Source organism: Pontimicrobium sp. MEBiC06410 (assembly GCF_053601615.1).
In genome coordinates this window covers 130,616-147,235 of sequence record NZ_JBSHNT010000144.1, presented here as the reverse complement: position 1 = coordinate 147,235, position 16,620 = coordinate 130,616, and the positions used below count along the sequence as shown (strand labels likewise).

The window sequence follows — 16,620 nt, the reverse complement described above, 5'->3', positions numbered from 1 at the left end:
TATTTGATTGTTAACCCCAAACTAACCTTCTATGATTGAAAAATTACTTTACACTCCTACCTTAGTTAAAATAACTAAGACACCAAAGCCTCTCAAATACATTACTTGTATTTTAATTCTCTTTATTTTTTCCATAAACAGTTATAGTCAATGTGCAAATATTACAGATGATGCTTGCACCTCCGCGGCACCTACAGTAGTAAGCACAAGTGTTTCTTGTACGCCCCCTGCTAATCAAGGAGGAAGGAGGAACTTTAGAGTAAACAATATGATTGCTGGAGCCACTTATAGAATTTCTAATTGCGGATCTGGCTTTGACACACAAATGACTATTAGAGATCTCGGTGGCACATCTGTAGCTTACAATGACGATAATGGCCCAGCTTGTAGCGGATCTGAAGCTTCAATAGATTTCACACCAGCTACAACTGGAGATTATAGAATACAACTAAACAGATATAATTGCGCCACCACAAATGCTTTAAATGGAGACATTGTTGTAACACTTACATCAGCACCTATTGCTCCTACTAATAACGATTGTAGCAATGCCATAGCCTTACCTGTTAACACTAGTTGTAGTTTTGCTACTTACACAAATGAAAACGCAACAGATAGTGGAGAAACTCCAGCACCTGGCTGTTCTAGCTACTTAGGTGGAGATGTTTGGTTTACAGTAACTGTACCTGCTAGTGGAAACCTTAATATTGATACAAACACTGGAGTAGTTACAGATAGTGGAATGGCTGTATACTCAGGAAGCTGTGGTTCCTTAGCATTAGTTTCTTGTGATGACGATTCTAGTACTAATGGTAACATGTCATACATTTCTTTAACAGGCCAAACACCAGGAAGCACATTATATATTCGTCTTTTTGAATATGGCAATAATAACAATGGCACATTTGATATTTGTATAACCGACCCTACTCCTAGTTGCTCTACACCAACAGCCCAACCCACTGCTTTAACCTTTGGAGCTATTACAACATCTACAATAGACGCTACATTTACAGCAGCATCTCCCACTGCAGATAATTACTTAGTGGTAATGAACACTACTAACATTGCGCCCTCACCAGTTAACACAACAACCTACAACATAGGTGACACTATTGGAGCAGGCAATACTGTTGTAGACAACGATACTAATTTAGCATTTACAGCATCTGGTCTTACCGATAATACAACTTACTATTTCTTTTTATACTCCTTTAATAATACATCATGTAGCGGAGGGCCTTTATACAATACGACAAGTCCACTAACAGGTAACGCAACAACACTAACCATAGTACCATGTACTACTCCTACAGCACAACCCACTGCTTTAACTTTTGGAACAATAACAAGCGGTACTATAGATGGTAGTTTTACAGCGGCATCCCCTTCTCCAGACAATTATTTAGTAGTAGCAAACACCACTAACATACCTCCTTCTCCTACAAATACAACAACATACAATATTGGAGATACTATAGGAGCTGGAAATACTGTAGTAGATAATGATGCTAACCTATCATTTACAGCGACTGGTCTTAACACTACGACAACTTATTATTTTTTCATTTTTTCATTCAACAATACAGCATGTAGCGGAGGCCCTTTATACAATACAACAAATCCATTAACAGGAAACGCAACAACTGTAACTCCTAGTTACTGTATACCAACCTCATCAGATACGAACAATTATATAGATGATTTTAGCACTACAGGAGGCTCTACAAACATAACCAACAATGGATCTGGATATTCTGGTACTGGCTATGGAGACTTTACGAGCATGATCGTCACTCAAATAGCAGGAGGCACAGTAAATTTCAGTAGTACTTTTGTTGGTACAGGCATCCCAACATTTGGAGCAAATATATGGATAGACTATAATAATGATTCTGATTTTACTGATGCTGGAGAGCAAGTATTTGGCTCTGGAGCCTACGTAACTGGAATAACTGGAAGTTTTGTTATCCCTCCCGCTACACCAGCAGGAAGTTATAGAATGAGAATACTTATTGATTACTTCGACACCAACCCTGATTCCTGTTTTTTCTCTGCAACAAGAGGAGAAGCCGAAGATTACACTTTAGTTGTTGGCACCCCATTACCTTGTACAGCTCCAATAGCTCAACCTACAGCTTTAACCTTTAACTCTGTTACAAGTAGCACGATATCTGGAAGCTTTACTGCTGCATCACCTACACCAGATAACTACCTAATAGTAATGAACACTACTGGCTTACCACCAACACCAATTAATGCTACATCATATAACATAGGAGATACTATTGGAGCAGGCAATACAGTAATAGATAACGACAACAACTTAACATTCTCTACCTCAGGACTTACAATAACAACAACCTATTATTTCTTTATTTACTCTTACAACAATATAGGTTGTACAGGAGGCCCAATATATAACACAACCCTTCCATTAACAGGTAATACTACAACTTCTAGTATAGCTACTTATTGTGAGCCAACATCATCAAATGATGAATCTAACTTATATATAGACGATGTAGAATTCATAGGAACCCTTAATGATGTTACAAACTTAAATAACAGTTACTCATCTGTAGGAACAGTTGGTTACCAAGATTTCACTAGCTTAACCAATAGCATACAAGCACAAGGAGAAGGTATTAATGTGTTTTTAGAATCTGGTACTTATAGAGGCCATATAAAAGCATGGGTAGATTGGGATTTAGATGGCCTCTTTGAAGAAACCGCATCTGAATTAGTCTATGATACAGGAACTATTGCCACATCAAGCACAACATTTGGCTTTATAATCCCAGCTAACCAAGCCGTAGGAAACTATAGAATGCGTGTTAAAATATACAATAGCTTTTCTGGAGGCACAGAATCTTATGGTTATGATTTTGATTCTTGCGAAGATTTTAACACTAATGGATCGTATACAGAATATGGAGAAACAGAAGATTACACTTTTACAGTGATACAAAGTTGCGATGCAAAAATAACAAGTATTAGCGAAGGTTCAAATTGCGGTCCTGGAACTGTAGGCCTTTCTGTTACCGGTAGTAGCGGAACCATAGAATACAACTGGTATGCTAATACTACAGACGTAACTCCAATTGCAACAACCTCAACAGGAAACTGGATTACCCCTAGCCTTAGTACTACCACAGATTACTATGTTACAGCAGATAATGGTTCTTGCGAATCTTTAGTCAGAACAAAACTAACTGCAACTATAAGACCAATAACATCTCTCACTTTCACGCCTTCTGTACCTGAAGTTTGTGGTGAAGATGATATTATTCAAATCTCTGCAGCCAGTGCAAACGAAATTGCGTATCTAATAGATGAAGATTTTGAAGGCACAGGATTAGGCACATTTACAAATAACAACATACGCAATCATAGTGCAGGAGAAAGCGCTATAACAATGTGGCAGCAGCGTACAAGTACATTTATCCCTTCAGAACAAGTTTGGTTTCCCGCTATCTCTTCTGGCTTTGGAACTAATCAATTTGTTATGGCTACATCAGATTCTGGAACCACTAACATAACAGAAAACGCATTAGAATCTGCAACTGTAGACTCTTCAACTTTTACCAACCTAACCTTAAGTTTTGATATTTATTTCTCACGTTATTTTAGCACTATTCCAGAAAATGTAAACATTGAAGTTTCAACAAATGGAGGCGGAGCGTGGACTACAATTCAAACTTATGATGATGACATAGGCTATGGAACCGACATGTCTAATGTATCATTTAACTTAGACGCTTATATTAATGAAACTGATTTAAAAATCCGTATTCGATACTTTGCTGATTATTGGTGTGATGGAGTTGCAATAGACAATATTGAACTGTACGGATCTAGACCTGTTTTATCATCATTTACTTGGACAAGCGCAACAACAATTGATGCTTACATTGATGCTGCAGCAACAATTCCATACTCTGGTACAGCTGTAAATACAGTATATGTAAAACCAACAACAGCACAACTACAATCTAATACTTTTTCGTTTGTAGCAACCGCAACTTTAGATAATGGATGTGATGTAAGTGAAACAATATCTATTAATAACAGAACTAAATATTGGACAGGAGCTTCTTCTACAGATTGGAACGATCCTTCAAACTGGCTTCCTAGTGGAGTACCAACCTCTAATAACTGTGTTATTATTCCAGATCAAACTATAATATCTGGAACAAGCTATGATGCATATGCCAGAAATGTAACGATAAGACCTACTGGAGATTTAGAACTACAATCTGGTAACAATTTAACAGTTTCAGATTGGGTAACCGTGGATGCTAACGGAATTTTCAACATTAGAAATACAGCTAGTTTAGTACAAATTAATAATGACGCCAACAGTGGTATTTTTAGAATAGAAAGAGAAACTCAACCAATTTACAGATATGATTATACATATTGGGGGTCGCCACTAACAACGGCATCTGGCTTTACGTTATCTGACCTATCCCCAAACACCTTATATGACAAATATTTCAGTTGGCAATCTACAGTAGCAAACGGTCATGGTAATTGGATATTAGAGAATGCAACAACCACAAGCATGGAAAGCGGCAAAGGATACGCTATTCGAGCACCACAAACATATAGCGCTGACTCTGCAATAAAAACAACATATATGGGAACATTTGTTGGTACCGCAACCAATGGAGACGTAAATGTACCTATAACTATTGGAACCGATGCTAATATAGGATCCACCTATGGAGACACAACTGTTGGAGCAGATGACGACCAATGGCATCTTATAGGAAATCCCTACGCTTCTGCAATAGATGTTGTATCCTTCTTAAATAGTGCTAACAATAGCCCTTTACTAGATGGAACAGTGTACTTATGGACTCACAATACAGCTCCATCTACAGCAATAACAGATCCTTTTTATGCAGACTTCCAAGCTAATTATACAGGTAGTGATTACGCAACAGTAAACTCTTTAGGCGCTACAAACACAGCTGCTACAGGTGGTATTACACCTTCAAGATACATTGCATCTGGTCAATCTTTCTTTGTAATGGGCTTAAGTAACGGTACTGTAATATTTGACAACACCATGCGTGTAACCAACAACAATGATGTGTTTTTAAGAACTGTAGAAAATACAACTAACTTAACAAATAACGACTTTGAAAAACATAGAATATGGTTAAACTTAAGTAATGAAAATGAAGCATTCAGCCAAACCTTAATAGGCTATGCAGATGGAGCTACATTAGATTGGGATCGCGGCCTAGATGGTTTAGTAAACGGTGGCAACTTTGTTACCTTCTACTCTATTATTCCTAATAACGATCTTGCTATCCAAGGAAGACCTTTACCATTTAATGAGGCAGATGTTGTTCAATTAGGATACAAATCAACTGAAGAAGCATCCTACAGAATAGGGTTAGATCATATAGATGGATTATTTTTAGATCAAAACATCTATCTTAAGGACAAAGACTTAAATAGTATTCATGACTTAAAAACTGCTCCATATATTTTCAATTCAGAAATAGGAACATTTAATGATCGATTTGAGATAGTTTATACTAATGAGACATTATCTATAGATGAAGTTAACATAAACAACAACATAATTAAAGTTATTTATAACGACCACTTAAGTATCACATCCACTATCAAGCATATAAAAAGTGTAGTTGCATATGATATTTTAGGAAGAAAGCTTCAAACATACAATAATTTAAACACAAAAAACTTAGATTTAAATGGTATAGAAAAAGCCAACAAAATGCTACTATTAAAAATAACACTAACAGATAACACTATAATTTACAAAAAACCTATTTACTAAACTTTAAATAAATATTAAATGAAAAAAAAGCTCAATTTTAAAATTGAGCTTTTTTTTCATTTAATAACTTATCAACACACATTACGTTCTATAAAAACTAGCGATAAGAGCAATAAAATTAACCCCATAACCTAATTATCTACCTATAAATTATAGAGTTATATTCTCTATAAAATCCGACTTATTAACACTTCAAAATCTTTTACATTAAAAATTTATTTTTGTATTTCATAGATTTTTTTATACATTTAATCTATAATTTGGTTTTATAACGCTCCCTAATAGTTATTTTATCGAGTTTTTAACCCCTTAATCTAAAACTAACCAAAACTCCATATACTATGGAAAAAAAACTACTCCCAACTTTAAACTTTATAAAGTTTAATTTAAAAGGCTCTCTGTGTTTAATTCTTTTCTTTATTGTAGGCCTCTCTATTTCTTCTATTCAAGCTCAAAACAAAGTAAATAACAAACGAGCAATAGAGTCCCAGTCTAAAAGAATAAAAACAGATAATACTTTTATTACACCTAACGAACATGAGGAATTAGAAATATTAGAAAAAGCGATTTCCACAAAATCAGTAAATAAAACAAGTGTAACAGCCCCCTTAACAGCTTTAATGGCTTGCGAAGGAAGCTATTGCGTTCCAACTATTTCTGCTCCTAGTAGAGTTTTTCCTATATCAAATATCACTTTTGCTGGCATAAATAACTCAACAGACCCTGGAATTGGTACCACAGCAGGCTTTCAAGCTTTTTGTGATAATGCTACCGTTGAACTAGGCGGCTCCTATAATTTAAATATACAAGCACACACAAGTAATACAGGTTTATTCCAAGAATATGCCTTTTTCGATTGGAATCAAAACGGATCATATGTAGATGCTGGAGAGGTATACTACTTAGGTAATATGCCTGCCTCTAACGCAACAGATGGTGTTACATTAACTGCTAATATTGCTGTCCCTCCCACAGCATCGTTAGGCACCACACGAATGCGAATTATGCATTATTATAACTATACTGGAGGAGCGTGCCAATCTGCAAGTTATGGTCAATTCGAAGATTATAATGTTACAGTAAATGCTCCTATTGGCCCTTGTGTTCCAGAAACGCTTTCTAACGAAACTACCTTATATTTTGATGATGTTGAGTTTATTGGTACGCTAAATGATGTTACTAATTTAAATAATGGATATAATAGCACAGCCGGATCACAAGGTTATCAAGATTGGTCAGGATTAACCAATAGCATACAAGCACAAGGTGAAGGTATTAACGTATTTGTAGAAACAGTTGGAGGAAGAGGTCATATTAAAGCTTGGGTTGACTGGAATTTAGATGGCCTTTACGATTTTAACACAGAAGAAGTTTTCGATTCTGCAACAATAGGAACCTCTAGTACAACTTTTGGTTTCGTTATACCTCCTACTCAACCTCTAGGAGATTACACAATTCGTATACGTCTATATAACAGTTTTGCAGGCACTAATGAGTATTTTGGATATGATTTTGATTCTTGTGAAGACATAAACACCAACGCTGGATATACAGAATATGGAGAAACAGAAGACTACACATTTACAGTCATACAAAGCTGTCCAGCTATAATAGACAGCATTACAGAAGGTTCAAATTGTGGTAATGGAACAGTAGATTTAGAAGCAGTAGGAAGCACAGGAACACTACTATACCATTGGTATGCAAATGATACAGATGCAACTCCAATTGCATCAACAGCATCCACATCATGGACCACCCCTGCATTAACATCATCTCATACATATTATGTTACAGCAGATAATGGTTTTTGTGAATCTTTAGTAAGAACAAAAGTAAGAGCTATTATTATGCCTACAACCGTTTTAACATTTACACCATCTGTCCCTGAAGTCTGTGGAGAGGATGACTTTATAGAATTATCTGCCTCGGCCTCTAACGAAGTTGCCTATTTAATTGATGAAAATTTTGAAGATTCAGGATTAAGTGGGCTAGGCGTATTTACTAACAACAATATACAAGACAACGGAGCAGCAGAAAATAACATTACAAATTGGGTTCGAAGAGAAAGCACATTCATTCCTTCTGAACAGGTATGGTTCCCTGCAATTTCATCTGGTTTTGGGACAAACAAATTTGTAATGGCTACGTCTGATGCAGGAACAACAAATATTACTGAAAATGCCCTCGAGTCTGCATCTCTAAACACCTCTACATTTACAGACTTAACATTAAACTTCGACATGTATTTTTCTCGTTATTTAGTAAACGCATCTATTCCAGAAAATGTAACAATAGAAGCCTCTACAGATGGAGGAACAAATTGGACTAGCATACAATACTATGATGATGATGTAGGCTATGGTACTGCTTTCGCGAGTGTTTCCTTGGATTTGTCTGCCTATGTAAACGAACCAGATTTAAGAATTAGGTTTCGTTATTATGCAAATTATTGGTGTGATGGAGTTGCTATAGATAATATACAATTATTTGGAACTAGACCCTTAACATCATCTTTTACTTGGTCTGGTAGTACCTCTACAATTGATGCTTATGTAGATGCCGCAGCAACAATACCTTACATAGAGGGAGACACTGCAAGTACAGTATATATTAAGCCTAATGCTACACAATTAGAATCTACATCATTCTCATTCACAGCCACAGCTATTCTATCAAATGGGTGTTCTGTAAGTGAAAATGTATCTATAAACAACAGAACGCAGTTTTGGACAGGTTCAGTGTCAACAAACTGGAACAATCCAAACAACTGGTTACCAATTGGCGTACCAACTTCTAGTAACTGTGTAATAATACCTGATGATTGTATTATTACAGGTTCTGGTTACGATGCATACGCAAGAAATTTAAAAGTAAAATCGACAGGAAATTTAGAATTGCAATCTAATAATAACATAACAGTCACAGAATGGGTAAATGTAAATACTGGTGGAATTTTCGACATTAGAAATAGTGCCAGTTTAATACAAATAAATAATGATGCAAATATTGGAGATGTTAGAATAGAAAGAGACACCCAACCAATTTACAGATACGATTACACATACTGGTCCTCTCCTTTAACAACGGCTTCTAATTATAAATTGCTAGAGTTATCTCCAGATACTTTAGGCGATAAATTTTTTAGCTGGCAATCTACAGTCGCAAATGGTAATGGAAACTGGATATTAGAAAACGCAACCTCCACAGATATGGTTAGCGGTATTGGCTATGCTATTAGAGCACCTCAAACCTACAGTCCAGATCAATTTACTAAAGCAGTATATACAGCTACTTTTTCAGGAACACCAACAAACGGAGATGTAAATGTGCCAATTACTATAGGTACAGATGCAAACATTGGATTTTCTTATGGAGATACAGTCGTTGGAGCAGATGACGACCAATGGCACCTAATAGGCAACCCATATGCATCCGCAGTAGATTTAGTAGATTTTTTAAATACAAATTCTGCTATTTTAGATGGTACCGCATATTTATGGACACATAATACAGCCCCAGACGATTCTTACTCAGATCCTTTTTATGCAGATTTTGGAGCTAATTACACAGGAAGTGATTATGCTACAGTTAATTCTTTAGGAGCTACAGCAACAGCTGCCTCTGGCGGATTAACCCCTACGAGATACATTGCTTCAGGCCAATCCTTCTTTGTTATGGGCTTAGCAAACGGTACGGCTACTTTTAATAACACTATGAGAGTTTCAGGAAATAACGATACATTTTTAAGGACTACAGAAAGCAGTTTTAGTACAACCAATCTAGATATTGAAAAACATAGACTATGGTTAAATTTAAGCAACGACGAAGGTGCTTTTAGTCAAATATTAATTGGTTATGCCGATGGTGCCTCTCTAGAATGGGATAGAGGATTAGATGGTTTAGCCAATGGCGGCAATTTTGTATCTTTCTACTCTATTATTCCAGATGGAAATTTAGCTATTCAAGGCAGACCCCTTCCATTTAACGATGAAGATACTGTACAACTAGGGTTTAAAGCTACAGTTGCCAACACTTATAGAATTGGCATAGACCATTTAGACGATTTATTTAACGACCAAGACATATTTATAAAAGATAACAATACAGGCTTTATACATGATTTAAAATCTGCTCCATATATCTTTACTTCAGAAATAGGCACCTATAATAATCGTTTTGAATTAATTTACAAGAACCCCAATTTATTATCAATTGAAGAATATACACTTAACGACAATACAGTTAAAATAATAAATAACGAAACATTAGATGTTATATCCAATACTAAAGACATAAAAAATATTGTTGTTTATGATGTTTTAGGTAGAACATTACAAACCTACAATACAATTAACACTAATACCATCTCATTAACAGGTATACAAAAAGCGAATAGAGTTCTACTTATAAAAATAACACTTAACGATGATTCTATTATTTACAAAAAACCCATATACTAAACACAAAATAACAACACCATATTATAATACTTTTTAACCAACCAATACGGTTCATCATTTGTAAAACACTTTTAATCTAACAAAAAACACATATACCGAATAAATATTCACAGAATCACGATTAAGCGCATTTTATCGATTATATATACATAAAGTATGTTAGGAATGAATTTTAATGATATATTGTAGCACATTAACTGTTACAAACTAATTATTATTAACATCATAATTCCCAACGTTATGACTTATAAAATTCAAAATAAAGCAATTTTATTAAGCATTATAATATGCTCATTTTTAACCTTTGAATTATCTGCTCAAGTAGGAGTAGGTACTACAACTCCCAGAGGAGCTTTAGATATTTCATCTACAACTCAAGGAATGGTGCCGCCTCAGGTAGCATTAACAAGCTTAACAGTACAAGCTCCTGTAGTTAATCCGCAAGGAGGTGTTATACCAGATGGAACATTGGTATGGAATACCAATACAGCTGGTACAATTCCAAACAACGTATCACCAGGACTTTATTATTGGTTAGGTACAAGATGGATATCTGTAGCAGGGTCACCTGGAGGGTTAGACTGGTCTATTATAGGAAATGGAGGAATAGACGGCGGTGTTACTGGTGTTACTGGTGTACCAGCTACACAAGGAACTCATTTTGTTGGAACATACGACACAACAAATTTTGATATAAGAACATCTGGACTCCATGCCGCTCGAGCATCTTCATTAGGTGAATTTTTCATTGGAGCACTAGAAACGGTACTACCTGGGGATTTAATGAATGGTGTTAGTGAAGGTAACGCAGTTTTCCCATGGGCAGTAAACGGGTACACAGACCAAAATGGAGGAGGTGTATATGGAGCTGTTACTGGTGGAACTACTTTATTTGCAGGCGTACAAGGTGAATACAGTGGTACAAATTCGCAAGGACCTGGGGTTAGAGGTTTAACCACTACAACAACATCTGGTAGTAACTTTACCACCGATGTAGGAGCTGGAGTACACGGACAAATGGGAGGCGGTAGTATTACATCTTACACTTTTGGAGTTAAAGGAGACACAGGAGCAAATTTACAAAGAAGAACTGGAGGTGTTTTAGGTACAGATTTTTTAGCTAGTGGTAGTTTAGGCTATTATGCTAATAACGGAACAAGCTATGCAGTATATGCTTTTGGAGGTACTCGTATAGATGGTGGAGCTGGAGGAAAAACTACAAGTAATTATGTAGACACATCAATAGGTTTAGGTGTTCATGGTGGTGTTATTGGTGCTTGGGTTAAAGGCCATGAGTATGGTACAGTATTTACTGGAGACCGTTTTGCTAATTACAATCAAGGAAAAACAATTACTAACGAAGCCTTTATTGTATTAGATGAAAAACAAGATGGCTCAAGAGCTGTCTCATACGCTAACACATCAATGAGTCAAGATATTCAAGATAAAGGAAGAGGTAAACTAACAAATGGAACAAGTTACATTCCTTTTAATAAAGATTATTCTCAAATAATAGACGAAAGCGCACCAATTATAGTTACTGTTACACCTTATGGAGAAAGTAATGGCGTACACATTGTTTCTGTAGACAAAAATGGATTTACTATAAAGGAGAATAAAGGAGGACAATCTAATGTATCTTTCAATTGGATAGCTATTGCAGAAAAGAAAATCAAAGCAACTCCAATTTCGACAGAAATATTAAGTTCAGATTTCGACAGAAATATAAATGCTGTAATGTCTGATGAAAATTCAGAAGATAGTAAAGTAGCTATATGGAGCGAAAACGGAACAGTAAAATTTGGTAATGCACCAGTTAACCCGGCTAAAACAGAAAATATAAGTAATCAAAAAACAGCTTTACGTTATGACGAAGCGAAAAGAACACCAAGAAGAGAGAACTTAAGAGCTAGTCAATTAAAAACATTAAAGAAAAAATAATCCACTATAACTACAAGTAAATAATTCAAGAAGCCTTTACACCAAGTAAAGGCTTTTTCTTTATCCCTACACCCGATTATCTCACTAACCCTCAACTGTATTTCGTCGATAACTATATAGTAATATTCGAAATTTTATTTATGCACTATATTACAAAGTTGTTTTATAATTCTACAAAACCTATAGATTAAAACTCAATTCACATTAAATCAGTAAATTAAAATAACTACACAAGTTATTTACACCACTTACACAACTCCATTTCTAAATAACGGTGCTACACTTAAACGAAAAAAACAGGAATATTTTTTATTAACTAGTAAAAAACCTCACATTTGCTCGCCAAAATAAAAATATTCTATTACAATGAAATCTCCCTACATGATTAAAAATATAACACTTACATTAATCCTTAGTATATTTATAAGTTACACCACAACTGCACAAGTTGGAATTGGCACAACAACTCCTGAGGGCGCACTAGACATTACAACAGCAAATGCTGGCTTACTTATCCCCAGAGGTAGCTTAGCATCATTAACAGATACCACTACTTTTACAAATCCACAAGGTGGCGGACCAATAACAAGTACTTTAATATATAATAATGGTGCTGGAGGTGTAAATGTTGCTGGTTTTTACTATTGGGATGGAGCAGCATGGGTTATGCTAACAACCAGACCTTCTACAGACTGGACTATTGTTGGTAATACAGGCACAAACCCAACTATTAATTTTATTGGAACTGTAGATGATAATGATGTTTCTTTTAGAAGACAATCTGTTGAAAAGATGCGCTTAAACACTACAGAAACTTCTTTTATGGACAAAGTACAAATTAGAGATGGCGCAGCAAATTCTGGAGATGTATTAGTAGAACTAACAAATTCTAATGATGATGGTATAGTAAACATATACCAAGATAATGCAGTAAACCATCAAATATCTGGTAACAATACAACGATATTTAATGAATTAGGTTCAGATTTAGATTTAAGAATTGAATCTAACAATAACGAAAACGTAATGTTTGTTGACGCAGGTAACGATGCTGTTATTTTTGGTTCTACTGGAGCCTTATTTGCAGATGGAAATGCTTTTAATACAACTACACTTGCAGCTGCCGATGCCTATACAACAACTATAGATTATGTAGCTGATTTTGATAATGGTCTTTCTAGAGGTACCACTATGGGTTTAGGCTCTATTGAATTTCTTGTAGATGGTGAAGCCGAATTATACATAAGTGACACTTTTTCTCCTACCCAGCATTTAACATACGATCTAGGTTTTGCTAACGAATGGAGGAATATTTATGCAGGAAACATTTTCACTACTTCAGATATAAATGCCAAGAAAAATATAAAACCGATGACTTATGGTCTAGATGAAATTATGCAATTAAGTACTATTTCATACGAATTAAAAGACGATCCTTTTCAAGAAAACAGAATAGGTTTAGTTGCTCAAGAAGTTAATAAATTGGTTAAAGAGGCTTCAAAAACCGAAACTTATAAAAAGAAGGAGGATGGCACATTTGAATCTGTTAAACTTAAAAATATAAAAGTGTCATACATCTCTTTGGTACCAGTACTTATAAAAGCTACTCAAGAACAACAAGAGCAAATTAAAACTTTAGAAAATCGTGTGAATGAACAACAAAAAATCATTGATGCTTTCGAAGCACGTCTTCAAAAATTAGAAAAAAAATAATTAAGTACTACAAGTACTTTATAAACTTCCAAAACGGCCTTGATTTTAAATAATTAAGGTCGTTTTCATTTCTATAAGCTTCACGTTCAAAAGAGATATTTCTGTAAGCACTATACCAATTTCTGTATTGAACCAACCTTACAATAAACTCAATTAAATACAATGTATAAAAAGGCACAATTAATAGTTCTAATTGCTGTTTTAAATGTATTTTCTCATGATTAATGAGTACTACATCGTTTTTTAGTTTTTTATGTTTCAAAAAAACGAAAGGATAAATAGTAATGCCTGTATATCCTTTAGGTACTAAATATTTAGAAAATAAAATCATTGGTTAATAGCATTCAAAAATCATTCTAATTTACATTATCTTTGCGACAATATGAAAAAAATAATTCCTGTAGAGGAGGGCGACTATTATTTAACCCCAGAAGGTTACCGCTGTTTTACCGAACAATACCATTTAAAAAGAGGGTATTGTTGCGAAAGTGGCTGTAGGCATTGCCCATATGGATATGACAAAAAAACAAACACACAAAAGTAACATTGGACAATTACTTTAAAACATACAAGATATTAATCGCGACGAGCTATCATCGTGCAGACATACGGTACCCATAGTTAATAACTAGATTTCGCAAACTAATTATTAATTAAAAACAAATACCATGTCATTTAAAGAACAAATTTTAGAAGGTATTCCGGACAGTTTACCTAATGCAAAACCATACGACACCTCGATTAACCATGCTCCGAAACGAAAAGCTATTCTTTCTAAAGAAGAAGAAAAGTTAGCATTAAGAAATGCCCTTCGTTACTTCGATAAGAAACACCACAAAACATTAAGCAAAGAGTTTAAAGAAGAACTAGAACGGTATGGTCGTATTTATATGTTTCGTTTTCGACCAGATTACAAAATGTATGCTAGACCCATTAGCGAATACCCTTCAAAGTCTAAGCAAGCAGCAGCTATAATGCTAATGATTCAAAACAATTTAGACTATGCTGTTGCCCAACACCCACATGAATTAATTACTTATGGAGGTAATGGTGCAGTTTTTTCAAATTGGGCACAATATAGGCTAACTATGAAATATTTGGCCGAAATGACAGACGAGCAAACACTTGTGATGTACTCAGGACATCCAATGGGGTTGTTCCCTTCGCACAAAGAAGCACCAAGAGTTGTTGTTACTAACGGTATGATGATTCCTAATTATTCTAAACCAGATGATTGGGAAAAATTTAATGCCTTAGGTGTTACGCAATACGGGCAAATGACTGCGGGGAGCTATATGTATATTGGCCCACAAGGTATTGTTCATGGTACAACAATAACAGTTTTAAACGGCTTTAGAAAAATAGGAAAAGCCCCTAAAGGAAACTTGTTTGTTACTTCTGGTTTAGGCGGTATGTCTGGCGCGCAACCAAAAGCAGGAAATATTGCTGGCTGTATTACCGTTTGTGCAGAAGTCAATCCAAAAATAACTCAAGTTCGTTTAGATCAAGGCTGGATTAATGAAAAAATTAGCGACTTAGATTTATTAGTAGCTCGCGTAAAAGAAGCTCAAAAAAACGAAGAAGTTATTTCTATTGCTTATTTAGGAAACATAGTAGATGTTTGGGAAAAATTTGATGAAGAAAACATCCATATAGACTTAGGAAGCGATCAAACCTCATTACACAACCCTTGGGCTGGCGGTTATTATCCTGTAGGATTATCTTTTGAAGAATCTAACGATATGATGGCAAATAACCCTGAGTTATTTAAAACTAAAGTTCAAGACACTTTACGTCGTCATGCATCTGCTATAAATAAACACACTGCAAAAGGGACATACTTCTTCGATTATGGAAATGCCTTTTTATTAGAAGCTTCTAGAGCAGGAGCAGATATTATGGCAGACAATGGTATCGATTTTAAATACCCTAGTTACGTTCAAGACATTATGGGGCCTATGTGTTTCGATTATGGTTTTGGGCCTTTCCGTTGGGTCTGTGCTTCAGGAAACCCAGAAGATTTAGCAAAAACAGATGCTATAGCTTGTGATGTTCTAGAAGAAATGATGACGCAATCTCCTAAAGAAATCCAACAACAAATGGCCGATAATATCCAATGGATAAAAGGCGCTCAAGAAAACAAATTGGTAGTAGGTTCGCAAGCAAGAATATTATATGCAGATGCAGAAGGAAGAGCAAAAATAGCAGAAGCTTTTAACCAAGCTATTGCAAAAGGAGCTATTGGTCCTGTTGTTTTAGGTAGAGATCATCACGATGTTTCTGGAACAGACTCTCCATATCGCGAAACATCAAATATTTATGATGGTTCACGCTTTACGGCAGATATGGCAATACATAATGTTATTGGAGATAGCTTTAGAGGAGCAACTTGGGTAAGCATTCACAACGGTGGAGGCGTTGGCTGGGGAGAAGTTATTAATGGAGGATTTGGTATGGTTCTTGATGGTACTAAAGAAGCATCAAAACGTTTAAAATCAATGTTATTCTGGGATGTTAATAACGGAATTTCAAGACGAAGTTGGGCTAGAAACGAAGGTGCTGTTTTTGCAATAAAACGCGCTATGGAAATCGAGCCTAACTTAAAAGTAACATTACCAAACATTGTCGATGATGCCATTATAGACTCGTTATAACCATTAACCGTTTCCCTTTAATATGGAA

The 16,620-nt window shown here is 35.3% G+C and carries 7 protein-coding genes; 6 read left to right on the top strand and 1 reads right to left on the bottom strand.

Going from position 1 to position 16,620, the window contains the following annotated elements; all coding sequences use genetic code 11:
* The first annotated feature begins 31 nt into the window (after window positions 1–31).
* From ACVC08_RS06090 to ACVC08_RS06075, 4 genes are all read left to right on the top strand, one after another.
* Window positions 32–5,821, top strand: a complete 5,790-nt coding sequence (locus ACVC08_RS06090; RefSeq protein ID WP_452601395.1) for a GEVED domain-containing protein — start codon at window positions 32–34, stop codon at window positions 5,819–5,821.
* Window positions 5,822–6,162: 341 nt separating this feature from the next.
* Window positions 6,163–10,284: a GEVED domain-containing protein gene (locus ACVC08_RS06085; protein ID WP_452601394.1), complete on the top strand. Its 4,122-nt coding sequence runs from the start codon at window positions 6,163–6,165 to the stop codon at window positions 10,282–10,284.
* Between the two features lie 240 nt (window positions 10,285–10,524).
* Window positions 10,525–12,225, top strand: a complete 1,701-nt coding sequence (locus ACVC08_RS06080) for a hypothetical protein (RefSeq protein WP_452601393.1) — start codon at window positions 10,525–10,527, stop codon at window positions 12,223–12,225.
* A 366-nt stretch (window positions 12,226–12,591) separates the two neighbouring features.
* Window positions 12,592–13,938 carry a tail fiber domain-containing protein gene (locus ACVC08_RS06075; RefSeq protein WP_452600174.1) on the top strand — a complete coding sequence of 449 codons (1,347 nt, stop codon included), beginning with the start codon at window positions 12,592–12,594 and terminating at the stop codon, window positions 13,936–13,938.
* A gap of 7 nt (window positions 13,939–13,945) precedes the next feature.
* Here the strand turns inward: ACVC08_RS06075 and ACVC08_RS06070 are convergent, their stop codons facing one another.
* A complete protein-coding gene (locus ACVC08_RS06070) occupies window positions 13,946–14,269 on the bottom strand; it encodes a hypothetical protein (RefSeq protein ID WP_452600173.1) in 324 nt (107 codons plus the stop codon).
* 51 nt (window positions 14,270–14,320) lie between these two features.
* Here ACVC08_RS06070 and ACVC08_RS06065 point away from each other — a divergent pair, with 51 nt between their 5' ends.
* Together ACVC08_RS06065 and ACVC08_RS06060 are read left to right on the top strand one after the other, a co-directional pair.
* A complete protein-coding gene (locus ACVC08_RS06065; RefSeq protein ID WP_452601392.1) occupies window positions 14,321–14,482 on the top strand; it encodes a DUF5522 domain-containing protein in 162 nt (53 codons plus the stop codon).
* 124 nt (window positions 14,483–14,606) lie between these two features.
* A complete protein-coding gene (locus ACVC08_RS06060) occupies window positions 14,607–16,592 on the top strand; it encodes a urocanate hydratase (RefSeq protein ID WP_452601391.1) in 1,986 nt (661 codons plus the stop codon).
* Window positions 16,593–16,620 lie beyond the last annotated feature (28 nt).

Bases quoted from the DNA above. Each gene is read 5' to 3' on its own strand.
- ACVC08_RS06075 (WP_452600174.1), top strand. From the start codon at position 12,592: ATGAAATCTCCCTACATGATTAAAAATATAACACTTACATTAATCCTT.
- ACVC08_RS06070 (WP_452600173.1), bottom strand. From the start codon at position 14,269: ATGATTTTATTTTCTAAATATTTAGTACCTAAAGGATATACAGGCATT.
- ACVC08_RS06090 (WP_452601395.1), top strand. From the start codon at position 32: ATGATTGAAAAATTACTTTACACTCCTACCTTAGTTAAAATAACTAAG.
- ACVC08_RS06085 (WP_452601394.1), top strand. From the start codon at position 6,163: ATGGAAAAAAAACTACTCCCAACTTTAAACTTTATAAAGTTTAATTTA.
- ACVC08_RS06065 (WP_452601392.1), top strand. From the start codon at position 14,321: ATGAAAAAAATAATTCCTGTAGAGGAGGGCGACTATTATTTAACCCCA.
- ACVC08_RS06080 (WP_452601393.1), top strand. From the start codon at position 10,525: ATGACTTATAAAATTCAAAATAAAGCAATTTTATTAAGCATTATAATA.
- ACVC08_RS06060 (WP_452601391.1), top strand. From the start codon at position 14,607: ATGTCATTTAAAGAACAAATTTTAGAAGGTATTCCGGACAGTTTACCT.